The sequence below is a fragment of the Arthrobacter sp. RAF14 genome (genome assembly GCF_052114185.1).
Taxonomy (GTDB): domain Bacteria; phylum Actinomycetota; class Actinomycetes; order Actinomycetales; family Micrococcaceae; genus Arthrobacter_E.
Genome location: NZ_JBFREG010000002.1, coordinates 360,452 through 382,872 on the forward strand (window position 1 = coordinate 360,452; position 22,421 = coordinate 382,872).

Sequence of the window (22,421 nt, forward strand, 5' to 3'; positions counted from 1 at the left end):
GTCCGGCCTGGGCACCAGGCTGCAACGGGCATTTGATTCTCCCTGTGACAATAGCCGTCAACACGGACCGGCGGACGGAAGCGTGCGGCGTGGTCCCAGATCAGCGGCCGGATTGTTGCCGGAGCGTTATCAGCACCTGTTCAGAGACCGTCCCGCACCGCTCAGGCGTTGCCGTACTGCGCCCAGGGGATGTTCCAGTCGCCGAACCCCTCATCCGCACGGATGGGCGGGCCGGCCGTGTTCTTGAACTGCACCACATCCCCGGGCTTCATGTGCTCGAAGAACCAGGCGGCGTCCTTCGGCAGCAGCCCCACGCAGCCGTGGGAGATGTTGGTGTTGCCGATGAACTGGGTCCCGCCGGGCAGCGTCTCGTGGACGTACACGCCGCTCCAGGTGAGGCGGTTGGCGTAGTTCACGTCCGTGGGCGCGTAGTAGAGCGGATCACCGGGCTTGAGTCCGATGCTCTCGGCGCGGAAGTGCGAGACCCGCTGCTGCTCCAGGATGATCGCCGAGCCCGAGGGGGACGGCATCTCCGGTCCGCCCATGCCGGCGTCCGCCGAGTACACGAGCTGGCCGTCCTGGTACACCCGCATGGTGTGCGCCGCGCCGTCCATGACGGCCACGCGCTGCGGGCCGACCTTGAACGTGGTCGTCTTGCTGAAGCTGCCGATCTGGCCGTTGCCGAAGGGCACGCCGAAGAGCTGCTGGTCCAGGGTCACCGTGCTGCCGGACTTCCAGTAGGACTCCGGGCGGATGCGCGCCATGGTGTCCGAGTACCAGTGCCACTTGACCTTCTGCCCGGCGCTGGAGGTCACCTTGACGGCCTTCTGCACACCGGCCTTGTTGGCATCCAGGACGGGCTCGGAGAAGGTGAGCTGGATGGGCTGGCCTGCGCCGATCTGATCGCCCAGGGTGCCGACCACCAGCGTGGTGTTGGCCTCGTTCTTGGTGACCACGGTGGTGAAGGTGCTGGACTTCCGGGTCTCGCCGCCCGCCTCGTCCACCGCGGTGTAGCTCAGGGTGTAGGTGGTGTCGAAGGCCAACTTCTCCGAGGCCTTCCACTGGGCGTTCCCGGCGTCGTACTCCCCCTTGACGGCCGCGCCCTTGGCCGGGGTCAGCCGGACGTCCTTCACGGTGCCGTTGACGGCCTTCACGACGGGCGCCGTCACGGGATTCACTTCCTTGGCGCCGTTGAGGGGGGCCACGGTCAGCTGGACGGGCTTGGCCGGAGGAGCCTGTGTGGTGGGCGCCTGGGAGGACCCTGCCGGTGAGGAGTTCACAGCGCCGAGCCATTGCGGCGCCGTGGCGGCGCCGATCCCGCCCAGGACGATGACAGCCCCGGCTGCGGACAGCGCGGCGATCTTGACGGCCCGGCTCTTGCGGGTGCTCGGTTTCATGGTGTTCCCTCAACGGACCGTGCCGGGGACGGATCCCCGGCACAGTTCCCTGCTCTTCGTGGCAAATCGGTTGAGACCATTTTATCCCCGGTCACCAGGGAAAAGCCTGAACCCGGCGCCTCCGGGGCACCGGGTTCAGCGGCTCAGGAGCGCTCAGTAGCGGTAGTGGCCGGGCTTGTACGGGCCGGCCACGTCCACATCGAGGTATTCGGCCTGCTCCTTGGACAGCTCGGTCAGCTCCACACCCAGGGCGTCCAGGTGCAGACGGGCGACCTTCTCGTCGAGGATCTTCGGCAGGACGTAGACCTGGTTCCGGTACTCCTTCTCCTCGCCCTCCTGCTCGTGCTTGGTCCAGAGCTCGATCTGGGCGATCGTCTGGTTGCTGAACGAGTTGCTCATGACGAAGGACGGGTGGCCCGTGGCGTTGCCCAGGTTCAGCAGCCGGCCCTCCGACAGCACGATGATGGAGCGCTGCTTGTCGGTGCCCTCGTCGAAGACCCACTCGTGCACCTGGGGCTTGATCTCCACGCGCTTGACGCCCGGCACCTTGGCGAGGCCGGCCATGTCGATCTCGTTGTCGAAGTGGCCGATGTTGCCCACGATCGCCTTGTCCTTCATGGCGGCCATGTCGGCGGCCATGATGACGTCCTTGTTACCCGTGGTCGTGATGAAGATGTCGCCCTCGGAAAGGACGTTCTCCAGGCGCGCCACCTGGTAACCGTCCATCGCGGCCTGCAGGGCGCAGATCGGGTCGATCTCCGTCACGATCACGCGGGAGCCCTGGCCGCGCAGCGCCTCGGCGGCGCCCTTGCCGACGTCGCCGTAACCGCAGACGACGGCGACCTTGCCGCCCATCAGCACGTCGGTGGCCCGGTTGATGCCGTCCGGCAGGGAGTGGCGGATGCCGTACTTGTTGTCGAACTTGCTCTTGGTCACCGAGTCGTTGACGTTGATGGCCGGGAACAGCAGCCGGCCCTGTTCGGCCAGCTGGTACAGGCGGTGCACGCCCGTGGTGGTCTCTTCGGTGACACCCTGGATGCGGGACGCGATCCGGGTCCACTTCTGCGGATCGGCGGCGAGGTCCGCGCGGAGCACGTCCAGGATGATGCGGTACTCCTCCGGGTCCTCCTCGGTGGCGCCCGGGACGGCCCCGGCGGCCTCGAACTCCACGCCCTTGTGCAGGAGGAGGGTGGCGTCACCGCCGTCGTCCAGGATCATGTTCGGTCCGAGGTCGGGGTTCTGGTCCGCGCCCGGCCAGGTGAGGATCTGCTCGGCGGTCCACCAGTACTCCTCCAGCGTCTCGCCCTTCCAGGCGAAGACCGGGACGCCCTGCGGGTCCTCCGGGGTCCCCTTGCCCACGACGATGGCGGCGGCGGCCTCGTCCTGGGTGGAGAAGATGTTGCAGGAGGCCCAACGGACCTCGGCGCCCAGCGCCGTGAGGGTCTCGATCAGCACGGCGGTCTGGACGGTCATGTGCAGCGAACCTGCGATCCGCGCGCCCTTGAGCGGCTGGCTCTCGCCGAACTCGCGGCGCAGCGCCATGAGGCCCGGCATCTCGTGCTCGGCCAGGCGGATCTGGTGGCGTCCCGCTTCGGCCAGGGAGATGTCAGCGATCTTGTAATCGAACGTCATGTTGCTCTGGTTTCCGATCTGGTGTGAGGGGCCGGGGGCTCAGTTGGCGGTGCGGGAGGCGTCACGCAGGGAGGCGGGCAGCAGCAGCGGGATACCGTCCTCCACGGGATAGCGGATGGCGGCGTCCCCGGTGCCTGCGACGAGTTCATCGCCGTCCTGGCGCAGCGGTGCGCCGGTCTCGGGGCAGCGGAGGATGCTCAGCAGTTCTGGGCTCAGCGAAGGCATGGAAGGCTCCAAACATCGGGCCCCGGGAATCCAGGGCGGCGTGACCACCTTCCAGCCTACCGCCGTCGTCGGCGGGCAGCGGTACCGTCAGGGTTCGCGCAGAGCCCGCAAGTGACCGCGACGGGTGCCCTCGGCTCCCGCCGGGGGTTCCAGAAGCGGCGGGCGGAGACGCTGAGGGATGCCGGTGTCCGTGTCGGTCTCGCCTGCCGCCTGGCGCTCCTCGCGCACGGCGTCGGCCAGGGCGGACAGCTCATCGCTCTCCGGACGGGTGGCGCGGCGCTCGGTCTCCACGGACGCGGGCAGCGAGATCCGCAGGACTTCCCAGCCGCGGGGCACGGTCAGGCGGTCGGCGTGGTGCACGCACAGGTCGTAGCTGTGGGGCTCGGGGTAGACGGCCAGCGGCCCGAGGACGGCGGTGGAGTCCGAGTAAACGTACGTCAAAGTGGCCACCGCGGACTCACGGCAGGCCGAACGCGAACACATCCTCATGGCACCCACAACGGACCAGATTACCGTCTGGCAGCCTGTTTTCGGCGCAAGGGCGGAAGCGGGTCTAGAGTCGATCTATGCAGTCCGGACCCATCGAACCCTCGGCGACGTTCTCCTTCCCGGAGGCGGAGGAGGTTCCCACGGCCACCCGCGACTTCCGGCACCGCCGCAGGAACCGTCACGGACGCGGCCAGCGCGGGGACATGATCCTGCCGACGCTGCCCGGGCACAGGAACCGGGCGGAGCGATTCGACGACCTGGTGCTGGACACCGCGCAGCGGCTCCACGATCTGCAGGGGCATCTTCTGGATGGCGTGCTGTTCGCCGTGGAGGAGATCCCGCCCGGCCTCGAGGAACTGCTCGCCAGCGGACTCCCCGCTCCCCTGGGCCTGAGCTCCCCGGCCCGCGGCGACCTCGCGCCGCGCGTGACGGTGTACCGCCGGGTGGTCGAGCAGAACTGCCCCGTCAAGGAACATCTGCCGGATCTGGTTCACGATGTGGTGGTGGAACACACCGCGCAATTGCTGGGCGTGGCCCCCGAGACGCTCGACCCGTACTACCACCGGGGGCTCTGACGTCCACCGGGACATCTGCGGGCCTCTGAGGGCCGACGCAGGTCCGGGCGCCTCGTGGGTCTGCGCGCCTCGTGAGTACGCTGTCGGGGGTGTGGCTCTCAGATCCACGCGGGCCGTCCACACCAAGCGTCGCACTCTATTGCAGCTGGGGTTTTCAAGATCACAAAGAGCCGGGATTTGTCACGTGCACATCGTCGATATCCGGCTTCACGCTTCGTTACGTTGGATTCACCATGTTCCGTTTCAGGGGAAATGGAATGATGTTGTCCGAAGTCAAAAAGCTGCGCTTCTTGCCGCCCTGGCCCTCGTGAGGTCGCAGGGCGGACGCCGGCAGGGATTGGCATGACGATCTCTAGCTACGCTGGAGTCTGGAACGCAGCCTCCTGATGTTGAGAAGAGAGGGCCAGACGATGAAAAACGGAGTATCTACTCTGTGGCAGTGCGCAATATTCGTTGGATGGGCTCTGATATTCGGCCTGTGGCAGCCATTCGAGTGGTGGCGCGCCATTGCAGCATCGGTGTTCTTCATCGGCGCTCTCTGGACCTTTATCAAATGGGCTCAGCGCAGGAAGTCACCGAGCCGGAACGTGTAGCGCATCGACACGGTGACCCAGGTGATTTCATGATCGTGGGTGAATTCCGGCATGGCAGCGGCCGTCAAATCTTTGGTTGATGGCCGCCACCTTCTAATTCAACAGCGATGTTTCGGTCTGACTAGTGGAGAGGGTCGATCTGCCCCAAAAGCCGGCATCGATCAGGAACACAGGCATTGCCCACGACCTGCACTGGGGTCACCTCGAACCACGCGCAGACTTCCTGGGAGCGGTTTCCCTCGGACGCGGGTTCCCCGCGAGCCACAAACCTGTCGACGGACCATAGGGTCCTCAGTGCCTCGTGAGTACGCTGTCGGGGGTGTGAGTCCGCTACAACTGGGCACCGAGAGCACGCTGAGGCCCGGGCCTTTGTCCTCGGTCTGCACCAGGGCGGCGTAGGCGGGATCGCCGGACGCGGAGAACAGGTAGCCGACCACGTCCGCTCCCCCCGCCTTCGCGGGCACGTCCACGGTCGCCGTCGTGCCGGCGGCCAGAGTCGCCTTGGCCGCGGGCTGGATGGCGCCGTCGGCCGTGATGGCGCGGTAGCTGATTTCCGCACGTCCCGAGGGAGCACCGAACTGCAGGCTGCTCGTGGCTCCGACCGGGACGGTCATGACCTGATCCGTGCTCAGAGGCGCCGACGCCGGCACCCAGGCGAAGTCGGTGGGGTCCTTCGCGACGGTCCCCCGCGTCGCCCGGACCGCGGCGGTCACGGAAACGTCGGCGCTCACAGCGATGGTGTAATCACCGTCGGGCAGACCGGAGAGAGGCACCTGCGTGACCGTACCGGCGGGGGCGTTCACCACGCCCTTGTCCATGGCCTGCTGGCCGTTCTTGCCGTAAACCCTGACCTGGACCACCGCGTCCTGAGCACCCGGCACGGCCAGCGCCAGGGTGGGAGCGGCGTCCTCGAAGCCCGAACCCAGTCGCGCCGCTGCCGTACCGCCCCGCAGGGAGACGCCCGGGATGACCTGGCGGGTACCGGGCTGTCCGGTGGGTCCAAGGTAGTCGACGCCACCAGGGGTCAGCCCGCGGAGCACGCTCTGCTGGACCGTCGCCGTGACAGGGCCACCGGTGCTGCTCACGTGGACGGCCAGAGCCGCCTGCTGCGGAGCCAGACCTGCCAGCACCAGGGATCGGGTCTGTCCGGCGCCGATCGAAAGTCCCCGGCTGCCCGGCGCCTTGATCTGGCCCTTGTCACCGTACAGTTCGAGATTCACGGTGGCCGGGGTGGTGCTCGGGTTCGACAGATTCAGCACGGACGTCCGGCCCACCAGCGTGGACGCGCCCACCAGCCACTGATCACTGCTCGGCGCCTGGCAGGTCACGGCGGCCAGACCGCGGAGGTCGCCGTCGCCGGCCCGGTAGGACAGCGCGGCCGCTCCGGTAGAGTCCTTGCCGTCCAGGGTGCCCACCTGCAGCACCTCCGGCCCTGACGGGGTGCGCGACGGAATGGCCGCGGCCTTGAGATCCGGCAGGCCGGGCACACCCTCGTCCGTCTTGGGACTCGCCTTGGTCAGTTCCTGCAGGGTCTTGCCGTCCAGCGAACGCACGCCGCTGGCGGGCATCCGGCCGTTCGGGTCACTCAGGGTGAGGCCGCGGAACACGGTGCTCGCCGTGCTCGATTCCGGCCTGAACTGGGCATCCGTTCCGTCCCCGGCACCCGCCAGGAGGCGGGGCGCCGCCGGGCAGACCGAGAGGGAATCGCCCGCGGGCACCTCGGCCGCCACGGCGGCCAACTGTCCACCCGCCGACCGCGGTGCCAGGGTGCCGCCCGCGGCCACCGCGCCGAGCAGGGCGATGGACGCCACCCCCGCGGTGCCGGCGGCGATGGCTTTGGCGATCCTCCGGGCGGCCCGCGGGTTCTTCACGGGTGCCGGATTCTGAGCGCCGTCGGACCGGTCGGAGCCGTGCGGCAACTCAGACCCGGTCACCGGAGCCTTCGCAGCGACGACGGCGGCCTTGCCCTTGTTCTTCGCGGCCGCCTCGCGCTTCGCTGCCGTCTCACGCTTCGCGTCGGCCTTCGCGGCTTTCGCCGTCGCCTTATCGGCCCGGGCTTCCGCCTTCGCGACGCGTGCCGGCGGTTTGGCATCCGCCCGGGTCCCGGGGTCGCTCGCGGCGGCTTCCGTGGTCTTCGCCGGAACCGCAGAGGCGGGCTCCGCAGGCTTCGTCACACCGGGCTCGCCGGCTTTCTGCTCAGCGACGACCTGCTCCCCGGCTTTCTCGGCCGGGGCGGCGGACGACGGCGAACCGGTTCCGGAAGCCGTGGCCGTCTCGGGCTGCACGGGCTTCTCCTCCGGGGCGGCCTCCGCGCGCTTGTCCTTGTCCTCAGTCATTTCCGGCCTTCCTCAGGCTTGCCTCGTCCCGGACCATGCGGACCTTTCCGGGACGTTCGGGAATGGGCACCGCGAGCAGGGCGGTCACGATGAACACCACCCAGGTGATGACCCGGACCCACGGGATCCACGGGTCGCTGTGCGTCACCACCAGGTGACCGCCGGCGGCGGGCAGGTCGAACGCCTGCTGCCAGCCGGCCGTGGTGGGGTTCAGCCGCTTGCCGTCCAGGCTCGCGGTCCAGTTCGGATCGCTCCGCTCGGCGAGCACCAGCTTGCGGCCTTCGGCGCCCGCACCCAGCGTGGTGTCCACGCCGACGGTGCCGCTGGGAAGCTGGCTCTCCACCTTCCCGGATCCGTCGAGGACCCGTACCCGGTTGATGGTGTCGGAATCCTTGAGCGGCGGCTGGTCGAGCGCGCGCACGCGCCAGAGCCAGCCGGCGTCGGTGGGCCCTACGGCGGCGAGGCCCGGAACGGCGTCGATGCGGCTGGCGGTCAGCCCGGCGGCGTCGTTGGCGCCCTTGAGCACCACGAAGCCGGCGCCCAGCTTCTCCAGGGTCGGGCGGGGGTCCACGCCTTGCCCGGCGACGATCGTGGCGACCGCGCTGCGGATGCCCGCCGAGGCGTCGTCGTCCGCTGCCGGTGAAGCCGAATCATCGCGGATGCCGTGGACGGCCGCCAGCGTGGACAGCGCATCCAGCGTGGTGCCGGAACCGCGGACCAGGGCGGCGGTGTAGCTGCCGTCGCCGAGTTCGGTGATCACGAGGGTCCGGGTCTGTTCCGGGCCACGCCCACGGTCCACCGCGGTGGCGGGGATCTGGGGCTTGTCCTGGGTCTGGAAGAGCTTCGCGGCCCCGTAGTGTGAACCGTCGGCGACCGTTCCGACCCCCAGGTTGGAGGCCAGCCAGGTCCAAGAGCTCAGGGCCGGGCCCACAAGCAGAACCACGACCGCCACGGAGACGACGCCCACGCGCCAGGGGGCGCGGCGGTTGCGAGAGGACTTCCGGCGCTGCAGTGCACGGTCCGCGCCGCCGATGGCGGAGACCAGCACGGCACAGCACGCCACGGAGACCGCGGGACCGGTGAACGGGGTCACGACGGCGTCGACACCCACGGACACCGCGACGCCGGGGATGATCCAGCCGACGGCCAGGAACAGGGCGGCCAGCAGGAGAGCCAGCGTTCCGGTGCGGCCACGACGGCCGGGAACCAGGGCGCCCCAGACCGCGAGGAGGAGCACCGGACCGGCCAGGACGAGCATCAGGACGAGGGCCCACGGGACGTCACCCGGGAGCCAGGCCAGGCCGGGGATCGCGGCGTGGGGGTCCACGGCGACCGGCTGGCCGAGCAGCTGCTGCCAGAGCGGCGCGGCATCGAACTCGAGCGGAACGCCGGGATCGGCCAGGAAGGCGCGAGGCTGGGTCACCGCCGTGAAGGCGAACGGCAGGAAGAGGGCGAGCGGCGGGGTCAGGCTCCACCAGAGAGCCCGGCCGCGGCGGCGCAGAAGCAGAGCGAGCAGCGCCACGGACACCACGGAGGGCAGCAGGAGCACGGGCGCACTCGCCGTCACCGCGGCCAGGAGGAGGCCTGCCCAGGCGGCGGCGGTCCAGGAGATGGCGCCGCCGACGCCGGCCCGGCTGCTGAGCGGGCCCTGCGGCAGCAGCCCGTCGGCACGGGCCTCAAGACGGCGGTCCCGGGCCGATCCGGTGGCGCGGACGAGCGCCAGCACGAGCCAGGGCGTCAGCGCGTGCACCAGGATGGCGCCGAGGCGACCCTGGTTGAGGCTGGTGAACAGCGCGGGCGCCGTGCCCCAGATCAGCGCGGCCAGGAACCAGGTCCTGCGGTGCCGGGTGAGGGAGGCGGCCAGGAACCAGGCGCCCGCTGCGGCCAGCGGCATGGCGGCGAGGAGCGCGGACTGCACCACGAGAGTGGGCTGCCCGCCGTTGAGCACGGAGAGGATCCACAGGACCAGGCCGAAGGGATCGCCGTGACCCGGGTAACCGGCTTCGAGGGTGACCCAGCTGCGGGTGGCGTTGTCCCAGACCTCGCCCAGCGAACCGGACAGCGGCAGCAGGCCGCCTCCCGACTGCGTGCCACCCAGGACCGGGAAGAGACCCACCAGGGCGATCCCGGTGGTGATCAGGACGGAGGCGATGAGTCCCCACCCGGCGAAAGCCCGGCTCGGGGCTGCCAGCGCCGAAAAGTCGTCCTGGTTGTCGCCGCTCGGCTCCGAGGCGAGGCCGGTGGCGCTGAAGGAGGCGTCCAGGAGTTCGTCGGCGCCGAGCGCCTCCATGAGGGAACGCCGGTGCGCCCAGACCTCCTCACGGAAGGTCTGGAGCCGGCGGATGGTCTTGCGGGGGTTCTTCCGTGTCCGGGCCGCCACCTTGCGTCCCCTGGCGAGGGCCACGGGGCGCGAGACACCGCGGACGGTCCCGGCGAGCTGCTGGAATCCGTACCCCGGGTCCTTCATGGCCACGGCCAGCAGGAACCGGCCCACCGAGGCGATCAGCGTGCCGAGCACCAGGAACGGGATCTTCCACCAGCTGGTGTGCTTGAGCCGGAGGTACACCTGGGAGGTGCGGGCCGCGGCCGGGGTGCCGAGGGCGTGGGGCCGGTTCTGGACGTGATACATCCGGGCCTGCGGCACGAAGGCCACGTTGTTCCCGGCGAGCCAGTTGCGCCAGCAGAGGTCCACGTCGTCGCCGGTGCCGGGGAGGGCCGGGTCGAAACCGCCCATCGCGTCCCACACGTCCCGGCGGACCAGCATGCCCGCGGAGTTGACGGCGAAGCGGTCGCGGAGCTGGTCGTACTGGCCCTGGTCCATCTCATCGGCTTCGATGAGCGTGAGCCGTTCGGCCCAGGTGCTCACGGCGAGACCGGCGTCCACGAGCTTGCGCTCGGAGTTCCAGTCCAGCTGTTTGGCGCCGGCGATGGTCACGTTGGAAGAGCGCTCCACGGCTTCGAGCAGACGCTTCAGCGCGTCCGGCGCCGGGGCCGAATCGTCGTGGAGCAGCCACACCCACTGCTGTTCGGCGGCCGCTGCGGTGTCGCCTGCGCTCAGCCGGTCCGCCGTCGCCAATCCGGCCTGGACGGCGGCGCCGAAGCCCAGCCGGGGGTGCCGGAACATCGTGACGTTATCGCTGCCGAACGCCTCCTCCAGCAGCCGGGCGGAGCCGTCCGAGGAGGCGGCGTCGACGCCGATGCAGACATCCGCTGCACGGCTCTGCCGGGAAAGGGCGGCCAGGGTCCTGGGGAGGTAGGCGCTGCCCTGGTGGGAGACCACCACGGCAGTGACCCGTGCTTGGGGGTGAATCAGACTGCTCGCTTCCTCAGTCGGCGGCGCTCACGCTCGGAGAGACCGCCCCAGATGCCGAACCGTTCGTCGTTGGCCAGGGCGTACTCCAGGCACTGCTGCCGGACCGTGCACGCGGCGCACACCTTTTTGGCGTCCCGTGTGGAGCCGCCCTTTTCGGGGAAGAACGCTTCGGGGTCGGTCTGGGCGCACAGGGACTCGGCCTGCCAGCTCAGCTCGGACTCGTCCCCCACCTCGCGGCCGGGGAGGATCGTGAAGGCGGCTGCGAGACCACTCGGCTCGGGGCGCGCGAAGAGCTCGAGCGGAGGATCCAGCTCGTCTTCGGGTGAGGCCGGCGCGGACTCGGCCGGCTCATGCGCCGTGAGGAAGGCGGTGGCCTGATCCTCCAGGGTGCGGGCGGTGTCCTGCCGGAACCGCTGGGCGCGTTCCGGATCGGCCGGGTCCAGGAACCAGTCCTCGGGCACGGTACGGGTGGCCTGGTACGCGGCCGGACCCGGGGTGAAGTTTTCGTCTTGGATACGCTCTGTCTGCCCCATTGCGCCTCTCCTCGATCTGAATGGCTGCCGCCCGGATGGCACGTGGAGGGCCCTGAGGCGCACCTCCGGACCATGCCTTGGCGGTCTGCAATTACTAATTACACGCGTGTAACTAGGGCGAGGTCAAGCGGGCAGGGATAATACTCAGGACACTTGGCTTTTTCCCGATGCGCCACGCCGGGATGTGAGCGGCCGCCTCCCGGAAGGATCGAACAGCCCCATGGACCTCGTCATCAGGACCCTCCTGCAGGACTTCCGGGACGGCCTGAGCCTCCCACCTGGGGCTCCTCGTCTCACCTGGTACGGCCCGGACGGCGAACGGGTCGAGCTGTCCGGCAAGGTCCTGGACAATTGGGTGGCCAAGACGGCGAACTTCCTCCAGGACGAACTCGACGCGGCGCCCGGCGGCAGCATCGCGCTGGACCTTCCGGGTCATTGGAAGTCATTGGTGCTCGCCCTGGGCTCCCTGAACCTGGGCCTGACCGTCCGGCCCGGCTCCCCCGCCGATGACGAGGAGCTCTCCGGCTCGGATCTGGTGGCCACGGCGGACGCCGCGCTGCTGGAGCGCGCGGGCGACGTCGACACCCAGCTGGTGGCCGTCTCTCTGGGCGCGCTGGCGCCGCGCTGGCCCGGGACCCTGCCGTCCGGCGTCGTCGACTATGCGGCGGAGGTCCGCAGCCACGGCGACGTGTTCCTCCCCTGGATGGACCCCACCGGCCAGGAGACGCTCCTGGTCACCGGCGGTCAGGCGTACGACGACGCCGGCCTGGCCGCGTTCGCGACCCCCACGGCGCGGGGTGCCCGCGTCCTGGTCCACGCCGCGGACGGCCTCGGCACCGTGCTGGCGCACTGCCTGGGATCCTGGCTGGCGGGTGGCTCGGTGGTCCTGGTCCACGACGACGTCGCCGTGACGGACCGGCTGCTGGAGTCCGAGCGGGTGACCGCGGACAGCGGAACGCCCGCCTCCTGATCTGTCGATCTGATCCGTGGGGCGATCTGATCCGTTGATCAGGAGGCGGGCGCGGGCACCGCGTTCAGGCGGTTCTCAGCGGACCGGTGTGGCCGCCGGTGTCAGTTCTTGCCGGCCTTGCTGCCGTCGATCAGCTCGTGATCGTGGTCGTAGCCGGGCTCCTCATCCAGCTCCTTGTTGAACACCAGGAAGCGGTAGGCGAAGAAGCGGACCACCGTGGCCACCAGGATGCCCGCGACGCCCGCGAGGAACAGCAGATTCTTGTCCTCGATGTGCAGCCAGTACTTGGCGGCCGCGGTCAGGCCCGTCGAGATGCCGATGCCGATGCCGTTGATGATGACGAACATCACGAATTCACGCAGCACATTCGGCTGGCGGCGGTGCCGGAACGTCCAGAACCGGTTTGCCAGCCAGGAGAAGATCGTGGCGACGGTGGCGCCCACGAAACGGGCCTTCGCCTCGGCGCCGTCCATGGCGCCGTGCATCAGCCAATAGGTCAGGCCGTTGTCGATCACGAACGCGATCCCGCCCACCGCACCGAACTTGGCCACCTCACGCCAGAACAGCGAGGCGAGCCCCCGGATGCGATCGGCGAGTTTGTTCACGATGTTTTCCTCCACGGCCAGCTGACGATTGGTAGACGACCCATGGGTCAGTGGTACATCTTAGCGCCGTTGGCTTTGCCGGGCTTCTGCCGTCCCGGAACGTCCACCGGATGACGAGGGCGTCCGGAAACATGACGACCCGCCGGTGTCAGGAGTCTTTCAGGGCTGTCATCAAGAGGAGTCCCGGAGTCACGCTGAATGCACGCTGGGGGCGGGTCCGGCCGTGTTCGGTAGGCTTAGAGGCGTGACTTTCCCTGTTGTTGGTGTGATCGGTGGCGGCCAGCTGGCCCGGATGATGGCCCCGGAGGCCGTCGAACTCGGCGTGGAACTCCGCGTCCTGGCCGAGGGCCCGGACGTCTCCGCGGTGGCCGCGGTGAAGACCACCCCGATCGGTGATTACCGTGATCTCGAGGCCCTCCGCGCGTTCGCCCGCGACGTCGACGTCATCACCTTCGACCACGAGCACGTCCCCACCGAGCACCTGCGCGCCCTGATCGCGGAGGGTGTCAACGTCCAGCCCGGCCCGGACGCCCTGGTGCACGCGCAGGACAAGATCGTGATGCGCACTGCGGTGGACCGTCTCGGCCTCCCCAACCCCGAGTGGGCCGCGGTGGACTCCGTGGACGCCCTCGTCGAGTTCGGCGACCGGATCGGCTGGCCCGTGGTGCTGAAGACCCCGCGCGGCGGCTACGACGGCAAGGGCGTGCGGATCGTCGACGACGCGGCCGACGCAGCGGACTGCGCCTCCTGGTTCGAGTCGATGTCCCCGCTCCTCGCAGAGGCCAAGGTGGACTTCTCCCGTGAGCTCTCCGTGCTGGTGGGTCGCACCCCCAGTGGCGAGGAGCGGGTCTGGCCGGTCGCGCACACCATTCAGGTGGACGGCGTCTGCGATGAAGTGATCGTTCCCGCGCCCGGCCTGGACCCCGCCGTCGCGCAGGCCGCCGAAGCCGCCGCGCTCACCCTCGCCGCAGAACTCGGCGTGACGGGCGTGATGGCCGCCGAGCTGTTCGAGACCCCCGGCCAGGGAGCAGGCTTCCTGATCAACGAGCTGGCCATGCGTCCCCACAACACGGGGCACTGGACCCAGGACGGATCCGTGACCAGCCAGTTCGAACAGCATCTGCGCGCAGTCCTGGATCTCCCCCTCGGCGCCACGGATGTGCTGGGCGGCGTGGCCGTCATGAAGAACTTCCTCGGCGGCGCGAACCAGGACATCTATTCCGCCATGCCCGCCGCTCTCGCGGCCGCGCCGGGAGCCAAGATCCACAATTACGGCAAGTCGGTCCGCCCCGGCCGGAAGATCGGCCACGTGAACATCGTGGGCCCGGACGCCTCGCAGGCCGAGGAACTTCGTGAGCAGGCCGGGCGGGTGGCGGCCATCCTCCGTGATGGCACCGGCTCCTGAGCATCGCAACACCCTGACCGCTGAATCCCCAGACAACGATCGGACACGCATGAGCAGCAACACCACCCCCCTTGTAGGACTCGTCATGGGTTCGGACTCCGACTGGCCCGTCATGGAGGCCGCGGCGGAAGCCCTGCATGAGTTCGGCGTGCCGTTCGAAGCCGACGTCGTGTCCGCCCACCGTATGCCGACTGAGATGATCCGCTACGGCCAACAGGCCCACGAGCGGGGCCTGCGCATCATCATCGCCGGCGCCGGCGGAGCAGCCCATCTGCCGGGGATGCTCGCTTCCGTGACCCCTCTGCCCGTCATCGGCGTGCCGGTCCCGCTGAAGACCCTGGACGGCATGGACTCGCTCCTGTCGATCGTGCAGATGCCTGCGGGCGTCCCGGTCGCCACCGTCTCGATCGGCGGCGCACGCAACGCCGGCCTGCTGGCGGTCCGCATGCTGGCCGCGGGTGAGGGCGAATTCGCGCAGTCGCTGCGCGAGGACCTTCTCCGCTTCTCCGAGAGTCTGAACGCAGTGGCGTCCTCCAAGGGCGCCTCCCTGCGAGCGAAGGCCGCGGAGGTCTTCGGGGCGCCCGGAGTGCCCCTCGGCACGGCAGCGGATGAGGCGCAGGCCTAGAGGCGCCATGATGAGCCGCATCCGCATGGACGACCCCATCCGCCGGCCTCAGGAGGCGGAGCCGGGCGACCGGGTGCGCCGCGCCTGGGTCCTCATCGCCCTGACGCTCCTGGTCCCCGGGGCCGCTCAGGTGGTGGCCGGTGACCGCCGGTTCGGGCGCATCGCGCTGCGAGTCACCTTCGCCGTCTGGGCCCTCGTCCTCCTGGCTCTGCTGCTCGCCCTGCTGAACAGGGCGCTGCTGCTCTCGATCCTGACGCACCCCGTGCTGATGGTGGTCTGGATGACCGTCATGGTGGCGCTGCTCATCGGCTGGGCCATGGTCTGGGTGAACACCTTCCGCCTGTGCCGTCTGGCCATCCTGCCGCCACGCTGGAGGGGTCCGGTGGCCGCGGTCCTGGTCGTCCTGATGGTCTTCAGCTGCGGGGCGCTCGGCTACGGCGCCTATCTGATCAACGTGGCGCGCGGCGCACTCGGTGACGTCTTCGACGCCGGCCGGCCGCCGTTCGACCCCGTCGACGGCCGCTACAACATCGCCCTGCTCGGCGGCGACGCCGGCGAGGGCCGCGAAGGACTCCGTCCGGACAGCATGTCCGTGATCAGCATCGACGCCACCACGGGTGCCTCCGCGATCATCTCGGTGCCGCGGTCCCTCCAGTATGCGAAGTTCCCGGACAGCTCCCCCATGCACCGTATTTACCCGGACGGTTTCAACAATTGCGATCCGGACCCGCTGAATTGCCTGCTCAATGCGGTCTACACGGACGCCACCACCAACCACAAGGATCTGTACCCCGGCAAGAACGCCGGCGCGGAGGCCACCAAGGACGCCATCTCCGGCACCCTGGGCATCACCATCCAGGCCTACGCCCTGATCGACATGGACGGCTTCGCCCAGCTCATCGACGCCATGGGCGGAGTCAAGATGAGGGTGGGCGCATGGGTGCCCATCAGTGCCGGGATGCTGCCCGGCAGCGACACCCGGCACGTCAAGCCGGACGGCTGGATCCATCCCGGCAACCAGACCCTCAACGGCTTCCAGGCCCAGTGGTTCGCCCGGTCCCGCGAGAACGTGGATGACTTCGCCCGCGTCCAGCGCCAGCAGTGCGTGCAGCAGGCCATGATCAAGCAGCTGGATCCGGCCACCGTGATCACCAAGTTCGAGGCGATCGCCAAGGCCGGAGCCCACGTCGTGGACACGGACATCCCGCAGGGTCAGCTCGGCGGCTTCGTGGACCTGGCCGCCAAGGCCAAGGGCCAGCCGACCGTCCGCATGACCGTGGGTCCCCCGGACTTCCCGGCCGACTTCAGCCTGGGGGATCCGAACTTCGATCTCATCCATTCCAAGGTCAAGGCCCTGCTCGCCAAGGCGAGCGGCTCACCGGCCAAGGCCGCGGCGCCGCTGCTCCCCGGCACGGTGAGCGAGGACGGGTCGGTGGCCTCCGCCGTCGTGCCCGGCGCCGGAGCACAGGCTCAGGGCGCGGTGCGGCCGCAGCTGGCGGACGAGCTGCCGCCGGACTTCCCGCTGAGCACCACACGCCCGGACGGTCAGCCGATCACCGCCGCGTACCTCAATTCGCTCTATGATGCCCAGGACTACCAGACCCTGGACCAGCTGCTGGCGAAGAACGGCAATTGCGCCGCTCTCTGACCGCCGCCCCGGTCCCCTTCCGATCCTGAAAGGACACCCGTGATGCTTCGCCTGGACAATGAGCTGCGCCCCTATGCCTGGGGTTCCACCACGGCCATTGCCGAGCTTCTGGGACGAGTCCCCTCGGGAGGGCCGGAGGCGGAGCTGTGGCTCGGGGCCCATCCGGACTCCCCGTCCCGGGTTCCGGACGGCCGCGGGCTGGACGAGGTCATCAGCCAGGATCCCGGGCTCGTCCTCGGGGCGGAGAGTGTGGCCGCGTTCGGGCCCCGGCTCCCCTTCCTGATGAAGGTTCTGGCCGCGGCCCAGCCGTTGTCCCTCCAGGTCCACCCGAGCCTCGAACAGGCCCGTGAAGGATTCTCCCGGGAGGAGGCGGCCGGTGTCCCCCGGGATTCCGCCTCCCGGAACTACAAGGACGACAACCACAAGCCGGAGATGATCCTGGCCCTGACGCCGTTCCGGGCGCTCTGCGGCTTCCGTGCGGTGGAGCAGTCGGTGGCGCTCTTCGAGGCGCTGGCCGAGGGATCCACGAACGACGACGCGCGGGACTACGCCGCGGGGATCGCCGCGGCATTGCGCGGGGCTGAGCCCCTCCGGACCGCCTTCGCCACCCTCCTGACCGGTGGCGCGGGGCTGGCTGCCGCGTCCTCCGGGCTGCGCGCCGTCGTCGAGGGTCTGGCTTCGGACGATCCGCACCGCACCGCGCTGGAGGCCGCGGCGGGCCTTCAGGACAAGTACCCCGGCGATCCGGGCGTCCTCGTCTCCCTCCTGCTCAACCTGGTGGAGCTGACGCCGGGCGATGCCATCCACCTGCCCGCCGGTAACGTCCACGCCTACCTGGAGGGCCTGGGGATCGAGGTCATGGCGAACTCGGACAATGTGCTGCGCGGGGGTCTGACCCCCAAGCACGTCGACGTGCCGGAACTCCTCGCCACCGTGGACTTCACCCCTTTGCCGGAGGTTCCCCGCACGCCCTGGGAGGAGACGCTCCTGGGCCAGGAGATCTTCACTCCCCCGTTCAGCGAGTTCGCCTTGCAGCGCATCGAGCTGCGAGACGGCACGGAGCACGTCGCGGTCCGGCAGGACGGTGGAACCGTGCTCCTGGTGGTCCGCGGCGCGCTCCGGCTGGACTCCCCGCAGGGCGAGCTGATCCTGCGGCGCGGCGAGAGCGCCTTCATCCCGGCCGTGGAGGACCCCGTGACGGCCCATCCCGCCGTCACGGGAGCGGACACCACGGAGGACGACGCGGTCGTGCTGGCGTTCGCGGTCAGCACGGGGCTGGGTATCACCCCTACCGCGTGAGCGGTAGATGAAAGCCCGGCTGAGTTAATACCGCTCGCCGGACGCGTCCGGCACGACGAAGGCGTGGCCCCCGCAGGGGAATCCGGGAGGATTCCGGTGCGGGGGCCACGCCTTCGTTCCGTTCAGGGCTGCTTCGTTCCGTTCAGGGCTGTGCAGCCCGGGACGGCAGGTGGGTCAGGATCCCTTGACCGTGGCCTTCACCTTGGCGAGCAGCCCGCGGGCCTTGCTCATGACCTTCTTCGCCTGCGGCAAAGCCACCTCCCAGAGCGGATTCACCACCGACAGCGGCAGGGCGTAGCTGCCGACGAAGTGGTTCTCGTGCTTGGCGAAGTAGCGCTTGAAGTCGCTGATGCGGTCATTGAGGAGACCGTTGAGGTCGAACTGCTCGACGCCCTGGGACTTCATGAGCTTCATGCACTCCCACTCGAAGCCGCCGTTGGCGCGGAGCTTGCGACCCTTGGCGTTCACCCCGCCGTAGAGTGCGAATGCGACGCGGGGGGTGACCAGCAGGAACTGGAATCCCACGGTCTCGCCCTCGCTGTCCACCAATTCATATACCGGGCTGCCTTCACCGAGATCATCGAAAATGGAGTAATAGTAATCATCGGCGTGCAATTCGAATCCGGCACGGTCCGCGATTTCCTTGTAAATCTCCAGGCACCGCGCGATTCCCGCGTGATCCGTCACCTCGCGGAGTTCAAAACTCTTATTCCCGAATTTACGGATGTCCTGCCGGCGCTTCTGGTGCATGGCGGCCAGCAGCGTCTCCTCATCCTGGGTGAGATCCAGGACCAGGGTGTCACCCAGGAGGAGCTTGTTGCGGGCGGGCTTCCACTCCTCGGAGCCGGCCGGCATGGAGCCTTCCCAGTCCGGCTCGATCATGATGTTGACGGCCTTGCCGGAGTAGTTCTTCTTCAGGTAGTCGCGGAGGGCCTTCAGCACGCGGCCGCGGTCCTCCGGGGCGCACACGGGGCCGCGGGGGACGTAGAGGAAGGACCGGAACGGGAACGGCAGCGAACGACGGAGGACCTGGGCCGCCCCGATGACTTTGTCGCCGTCGACCACCTGCAAACGGGCCGCGCGCCAGGCGCCGCGCTCCTTGAGAGTCCCCCAGCCCCAGAGCTGCAGCGGGTGCCCGCCGTGCTCCCTGATGTGGGCATCCCATGCCGCCTGTTCGGTGCACACCTTCACGTCAACCATGGTCTCCAGTCTACATGGTCTTATAGGGGTGCTATATCGAATTCGAAGGAGCCGGGAATATCCATCGGCGCGGAAATTAATTCCTTCACTTCAGCACCTGTTTCCCGAATTCAAAGCCTCCTGCCGCCGACCGAATTAACGAATTTCGGAGATCATTTCGTCATGGGTGCTTTCATCGCGGCCGCCCAGGAACGGATCGCCTGCCGCTCGGAGGTGTTGCAGACGTAGCCGTACCCGAAGATGTAGTTGTTCTGCTCCAGGGTCCACTGGTTGTAATAGGTGAGGGCGTAGCAATCGGCCATCTTCTCGATGCTTTTCTGAAACAGGCCACGGGCCAGCAGTCGGTCGGTTCGGCTCTGACCATCCGCAGCATCCCATTCGTCCGCCCGCTGATAGACGTGCGCGAGTTCATGCACCACAGTCATCCGCAGGTTCCACCCGTCGTGGAAGGCGTCCTCGCGAAGCAGATGGACCGTCAGCGGATCCGCTCCCTTGACACAACCCAGCGTCCGGCCCTCCGGCAACTTGGACTTCTTGCAGGCCGTGGCGGCGTCCCAGCGGATGTCGATGAAGCCTTTGCCCGCGCTGTCCACGAGTCCTTCGGACACCGACCCCGATCGGTTTACGCGGCGCGCCTTCGCCTGGGCGATCCGCTGTTCCAGCTTCTGCCGCAGCTGCACGGCCTCTGCGGTCACGCTCCTGGCCGAGAAGGTGCTCAGATTGGGTTCCTTGATCCGCTTCTCCAGAACGCGGAACCTGCTGGCATCCGTGACGATCGGCGCCACCGGGTTGTTCCTGAGCGTGGCGGCCAGCTGGTTGAACTTCTTCGTCTCGGCGTCGAACGCCCGCAACTGCTCCTCAGCGCCCGGGCTCGCCGAGGGACGCACAGTACGGGGTGGCTCACCGGCGGCAGGTCTCCCCTGACGGTCGGACGAGGAGAAGACCGATGCCAGACCTCCGAACCCGAGACCCACCACGACCAGCACGAAGACCAGGGCGAGGCAGCCGCACCCCGCGATCCACGGACCCGGCCGGTTCCGACGCTGAATTGCGGGACTCCCCGGCCCCGGGCCGTACGCAGCCGCTCCGTAGGGGGCAGGCGCGTAACCACCCTGACGAGGTGCACCCGGGCCGTAGCCCTGGGCGCCATATCCTCCCTGGCCATATCCTTCCTGGCCGTACCCCTGAGCCGCGTACCCCGGCGCGGACTGAGCAGACTGCGCGGGCTGAGGAGGGCCGACGGGTTGCTGGAAACCAGGCTGCTGCAAGCCCGGCTGCTGACCCGGCGGAAGGCCGGGCCCGCGGTACTGCCGCAGATGAGGAGGGTTGACCTCGGCGATCCACCGCCGGAGGTCGGGGCGCAGCCCCGGGTTGGCTTCCAGCACCGGGTGGAGGTCCCACCGCCGGAAAGCGATCTCTGAAAGCAGGGCGGGTGGGGCGCCCGGGTCCTGCGCCGCAATCCAGTCCCCATCCTGGTATGTGCCCGTCATGCCACCATGCTATGCGCCCGGCGGGCTGGGACCGGCACCCGTCCCCACTGAGACGACGAGGGGCCACGCCCCGGAAGTCCGGTGGCGTGGCCCCTCGTCAGCTGTTGCGGTCAGGCTCTGCAGTCAGGTGCAGCGCGGAAACGTGCGGCCTAGCGGCGTGCCCAGCTCTCCCACTTGGAGGCGTGGTGCTCGGCGTCGACCAGGCGGACGGTGCCCGACTTGGACCGCATCACGATCGACTGGGTCACCACGCGGTCCTTCTGGTAGCGGACGCCACGCAGCAGGTCACCGTCGGTGATGCCGGTCGCCGCGAAGTAGCAGTTGTCGCTCGTGACCAGGTCGTTGGTGGTCAGCACGCGGTCCAGGTCATGGCCGGCGTCGATCGCCTTCTGCTTCTCCTCGTCGCTGGTGGGCCAGAGGCGGCCCTGGATGACGCCGCCGAGCGACTTGATGGCGCACGCCGCCACCACGCCTTCCGGGGTGCCGCCGATGCCCATCAGGGCGTCGACGCCGGTCCCGGTGCGGGCCGCGGCGATCGCACCGGCCACGTCGCCGTCGAGGATGAACTTGGTGCGGGCGCCCGCGTCGCGGATCTCCTCCACCAGCGGCTTGTGGCGGTCGCGGTCCAGCACGCAGACGGTGACCTGGTTGATCTTGACGCCCTTGGCCTTGGCGATGAGGTGAAGGTTCTGCTTGACCGGCAGACGCAGGTCGACCATGTCGGCCGCCTCCGGTCCCGTCACGAGCTTCTCCATGTAGAAGACGGCGGACGGATCGAACATGGACCCGCGCTCCGCCACCGCCAGGACGGCCAGGGCGTTGTTGATGCCCAGCGCGGTCAGGCGGGTTCCATCGATCGGATCCACGGCCACATCGCACTCGGGGCCGGTGCCGTCACCCACCTGCTCACCGTTGAACAGCATCGGGGCTTCGTCCTTCTCACCCTCGCCGATGACCACCACGCCGTTGAAGTGGACCGTCTTGAGGAAGGACCGCATGGCATCCACCGCAGCGCCGTCGGCCTTGTTCTTGTCGCCGAAGCCGACCCAGTGACCGCCGGCGATCGCCGCGGCCTCGGTCACGCGCACCAGCTCAAGCGCGAGGTTGCGGTCCGGCTCGTCATTCCCGACCGCAAGGTCCGGGGAGATCGTTGAATACTTGCTAGCGCTGGAAGCTGCGGCCACCGTGTACCTCTTCGTTGAGTTCTGCTGAAAGATCGGACCCGGGCTCCGAAAGCGCCGGGAGAGGGGCGTTCGGTCCTCGAAACGATCATAGACCGCGGGCACCTTACGACGCCCTGATGTGACAGGTGCAACAGTGTCACAGTGGCGCTTCCCGGCCGTTTGGCGCTGGGCGCCCGGGATGGGGGACCATGGAGGGGTGAGTGATTCCCCCAAAGCCCCCCTCCCCGCCACCGAAGACTCCTCTCCGGAGACAGCCGGCGAAGCATCGGGCACGGGTCCCCTGCCCGGGGAACCGGGGTTCAAGGCGGTCCTCTCCAAGAACGCCGCCAAGCGCGCCAACGCTTCGGTGATCGGCATGATCCTGGCCCTCGCGGTCTCGATCGCCTGCATCCTGCCGGTCATCCTGCTCAACGCCCAGCCGAAGCAGCCCGGCTACGACCCGAAGATCGACGTCTCCGCCGTGGCCGGCAACGCGGCCCCCGTGGCGGGCTTCACTCCCGCCGCCCCCGTGCTCCCGTCCGGCTGGCACCCGAATTACGCGCGCTGGAAGTCCGGCACGGAGTCGGGCGTCCCCACCTGGGAGATCGGATTCGTGTCCCCCGAACAGGGCTTCGTGGGGCTCACCCAGACCAGGAAGGGCAACCCCACCTGGGTGGCGCAGATCGCGGACAACGCCCCGGTCACGGGCAAGCGCACCATCGACGGCCAGGACTGGACCCTGCGGGACAAGGGCGCCGGACCCAAGACACTGGTCCTGGAGCACCGCGGCTACACCCTGGTGCTGAACGGCCGCGCGGACCTCAAGGAGTTCGACGTCGTAGCCTCCGCCGTGCTGAAAGCCGTCGACGCGGCGCCTGCCGTCACGCCTGCGCCCTCCGCCTCGCCCACCGCGTAAAGTAGGC

At 68.9% G+C, this 22,421-nt stretch carries 19 protein-coding genes; 8 read left to right on the forward strand and 11 right to left on the reverse strand.

The genetic code is table 11. The features are described from left to right. Positions 1–161 precede the first annotated feature (161 nt). From AB4Y75_RS09165 to AB4Y75_RS09180, 4 genes are all read right to left on the reverse strand, one after another. The gene (locus tag AB4Y75_RS09165) at positions 162–1,397 is read right to left on the reverse strand and encodes an Ig-like domain-containing protein (RefSeq protein ID WP_441435556.1); all 1,236 of its coding nucleotides are present in this window, start codon (positions 1,395–1,397) and stop codon (positions 162–164) included. A gap of 153 nt (positions 1,398–1,550) precedes the next feature. Further along, the gene (ahcY, locus tag AB4Y75_RS09170) at positions 1,551–3,029 is read right to left on the reverse strand and encodes an adenosylhomocysteinase (protein WP_441435557.1); all 1,479 of its coding nucleotides are present in this window, start codon (positions 3,027–3,029) and stop codon (positions 1,551–1,553) included. 39 nt (positions 3,030–3,068) lie between these two features. Continuing rightward, the gene (locus tag AB4Y75_RS09175; protein ID WP_441435558.1) at positions 3,069–3,254 is read right to left on the reverse strand and encodes a Trm112 family protein; all 186 of its coding nucleotides are present in this window, start codon (positions 3,252–3,254) and stop codon (positions 3,069–3,071) included. Between the two features lie 87 nt (positions 3,255–3,341). Further along, positions 3,342–3,752, reverse strand: coding sequence for a DUF3499 domain-containing protein (locus tag AB4Y75_RS09180; protein ID WP_441435559.1), 411 nt, complete (start codon positions 3,750–3,752; stop codon positions 3,342–3,344). A gap of 68 nt (positions 3,753–3,820) precedes the next feature. On the opposite strand from AB4Y75_RS09180, the gene AB4Y75_RS09185 reads away from it, so the two are divergent. Then, complete coding sequence (locus AB4Y75_RS09185; protein ID WP_441435560.1) at positions 3,821–4,318, forward strand: metallopeptidase family protein; 498 nt, start codon at positions 3,821–3,823, stop codon at positions 4,316–4,318. 439 nt (positions 4,319–4,757) lie between these two features. Continuing rightward, positions 4,758–4,991 carry a hypothetical protein gene (locus tag AB4Y75_RS09190; protein WP_441435561.1) on the forward strand — a complete coding sequence of 78 codons (234 nt, stop codon included), beginning with the start codon at positions 4,758–4,760 and terminating at the stop codon, positions 4,989–4,991. A gap of 81 nt (positions 4,992–5,072) precedes the next feature. Here the strand turns inward: AB4Y75_RS09190 and AB4Y75_RS09195 are convergent, their stop codons facing one another. The 3 genes from AB4Y75_RS09195 to AB4Y75_RS09205 are packed head-to-tail and all read right to left on the reverse strand — an operon-like array spanning position 5,073 to position 11,093. Beyond that, positions 5,073–7,247: a DUF5719 family protein gene (locus AB4Y75_RS09195; RefSeq protein WP_441435562.1), complete on the reverse strand. Its 2,175-nt coding sequence runs from the start codon at positions 7,245–7,247 to the stop codon at positions 5,073–5,075. After that, a complete protein-coding gene (locus tag AB4Y75_RS09200; protein ID WP_441435563.1) occupies positions 7,240–10,530 on the reverse strand; it encodes a glycosyltransferase in 3,291 nt (1,096 codons plus the stop codon). The genes AB4Y75_RS09195 and AB4Y75_RS09200 overlap by 8 nt, the downstream gene beginning before the upstream one ends. 26 nt (positions 10,531–10,556) lie before the next feature. Beyond that, positions 10,557–11,093: a WhiB family transcriptional regulator gene (locus tag AB4Y75_RS09205; RefSeq protein ID WP_441435564.1), complete on the reverse strand. Its 537-nt coding sequence runs from the start codon at positions 11,091–11,093 to the stop codon at positions 10,557–10,559. 220 nt (positions 11,094–11,313) lie between these two features. Here AB4Y75_RS09205 and AB4Y75_RS09210 point away from each other — a divergent pair, with 220 nt between their 5' ends. Next, entirely contained in the window at positions 11,314–12,063 is a 750-nt protein-coding gene (locus AB4Y75_RS09210; RefSeq protein ID WP_441435565.1) for a TIGR03089 family protein, read from the forward strand. Between the two features lie 101 nt (positions 12,064–12,164). Here AB4Y75_RS09210 and AB4Y75_RS09215 read toward each other — a convergent pair whose 3' ends face one another. Continuing rightward, complete coding sequence (locus tag AB4Y75_RS09215; RefSeq protein ID WP_441435777.1) at positions 12,165–12,671, reverse strand: GtrA family protein; 507 nt, start codon at positions 12,669–12,671, stop codon at positions 12,165–12,167. A gap of 241 nt (positions 12,672–12,912) precedes the next feature. On the opposite strand from AB4Y75_RS09215, the gene AB4Y75_RS09220 reads away from it, so the two are divergent. From AB4Y75_RS09220 to manA, 4 genes are read left to right on the forward strand one after another with little or no spacing between them, the layout of a single operon-like run. Continuing rightward, positions 12,913–14,073, forward strand: a complete 1,161-nt coding sequence (locus AB4Y75_RS09220) for a 5-(carboxyamino)imidazole ribonucleotide synthase (protein ID WP_441435566.1) — start codon at positions 12,913–12,915, stop codon at positions 14,071–14,073. Between the two features lie 49 nt (positions 14,074–14,122). Beyond that, positions 14,123–14,698: a 5-(carboxyamino)imidazole ribonucleotide mutase gene (purE, locus tag AB4Y75_RS09225; RefSeq protein WP_441435567.1), complete on the forward strand. Its 576-nt coding sequence runs from the start codon at positions 14,123–14,125 to the stop codon at positions 14,696–14,698. Between the two features lie 7 nt (positions 14,699–14,705). After that, on the forward strand, positions 14,706–16,346 hold the full coding sequence (locus AB4Y75_RS09230; protein WP_441435568.1) for an LCP family protein: 1,641 nt from the start codon (positions 14,706–14,708) through the stop codon (positions 16,344–16,346). 42 nt (positions 16,347–16,388) lie between these two features. Beyond that, on the forward strand, positions 16,389–17,645 hold the full coding sequence (gene manA, locus AB4Y75_RS09235; protein WP_441435569.1) for a mannose-6-phosphate isomerase, class I: 1,257 nt from the start codon (positions 16,389–16,391) through the stop codon (positions 17,643–17,645). A gap of 174 nt (positions 17,646–17,819) precedes the next feature. On the opposite strand, the gene AB4Y75_RS09240 is transcribed toward manA, so the two are convergent. From AB4Y75_RS09240 to glpX, 3 genes are all read right to left on the reverse strand, one after another. After that, positions 17,820–18,845, reverse strand: a complete 1,026-nt coding sequence (locus AB4Y75_RS09240; RefSeq protein WP_441435570.1) for a lipid II:glycine glycyltransferase FemX — start codon at positions 18,843–18,845, stop codon at positions 17,820–17,822. 152 nt (positions 18,846–18,997) lie between these two features. Beyond that, a complete protein-coding gene (locus tag AB4Y75_RS09245) occupies positions 18,998–20,335 on the reverse strand; it encodes a variant leucine-rich repeat-containing protein (protein WP_441435571.1) in 1,338 nt (445 codons plus the stop codon). 149 nt (positions 20,336–20,484) lie between these two features. Beyond that, positions 20,485–21,519, reverse strand: a complete 1,035-nt coding sequence (gene glpX, locus AB4Y75_RS09250; protein ID WP_307496213.1) for a class II fructose-bisphosphatase — start codon at positions 21,517–21,519, stop codon at positions 20,485–20,487. A gap of 196 nt (positions 21,520–21,715) precedes the next feature. Between glpX and AB4Y75_RS09255 the strand changes: the two genes are divergently transcribed. After that, positions 21,716–22,414, forward strand: coding sequence for a DUF4245 domain-containing protein (locus tag AB4Y75_RS09255; protein WP_441435572.1), 699 nt, complete (start codon positions 21,716–21,718; stop codon positions 22,412–22,414). Positions 22,415–22,421: the final 7 nt, after the last annotated feature.

Excerpts from the sequence above, each read along its gene's own strand:
- ahcY (WP_441435557.1), bottom strand. The coding sequence starts at position 3,029 with ATGACGTTCGATTACAAGATCGCTGACATCTCCCTGGCCGAAGCGGGA.
- manA (WP_441435569.1), top strand. The coding sequence starts at position 16,389 with ATGCTTCGCCTGGACAATGAGCTGCGCCCCTATGCCTGGGGTTCCACC.
- AB4Y75_RS09185 (WP_441435560.1), top strand. The coding sequence starts at position 3,821 with ATGCAGTCCGGACCCATCGAACCCTCGGCGACGTTCTCCTTCCCGGAG.
- AB4Y75_RS09205 (WP_441435564.1), bottom strand. The coding sequence starts at position 11,093 with ATGGGGCAGACAGAGCGTATCCAAGACGAAAACTTCACCCCGGGTCCG.
- AB4Y75_RS09175 (WP_441435558.1), bottom strand. The coding sequence starts at position 3,254 with ATGCCTTCGCTGAGCCCAGAACTGCTGAGCATCCTCCGCTGCCCCGAG.
- purE (WP_441435567.1), top strand. The coding sequence starts at position 14,123 with ATGAGCAGCAACACCACCCCCCTTGTAGGACTCGTCATGGGTTCGGAC.
- AB4Y75_RS09230 (WP_441435568.1), top strand. The coding sequence starts at position 14,706 with ATGATGAGCCGCATCCGCATGGACGACCCCATCCGCCGGCCTCAGGAG.
- AB4Y75_RS09245 (WP_441435571.1), bottom strand. The coding sequence starts at position 20,335 with ATGACGGGCACATACCAGGATGGGGACTGGATTGCGGCGCAGGACCCG.
- AB4Y75_RS09195 (WP_441435562.1), bottom strand. The coding sequence starts at position 7,247 with ATGACTGAGGACAAGGACAAGCGCGCGGAGGCCGCCCCGGAGGAGAAG.
- AB4Y75_RS09240 (WP_441435570.1), bottom strand. The coding sequence starts at position 18,845 with ATGGTTGACGTGAAGGTGTGCACCGAACAGGCGGCATGGGATGCCCAC.
- AB4Y75_RS09165 (WP_441435556.1), bottom strand. The coding sequence starts at position 1,397 with ATGAAACCGAGCACCCGCAAGAGCCGGGCCGTCAAGATCGCCGCGCTG.
- AB4Y75_RS09210 (WP_441435565.1), top strand. The coding sequence starts at position 11,314 with ATGGACCTCGTCATCAGGACCCTCCTGCAGGACTTCCGGGACGGCCTG.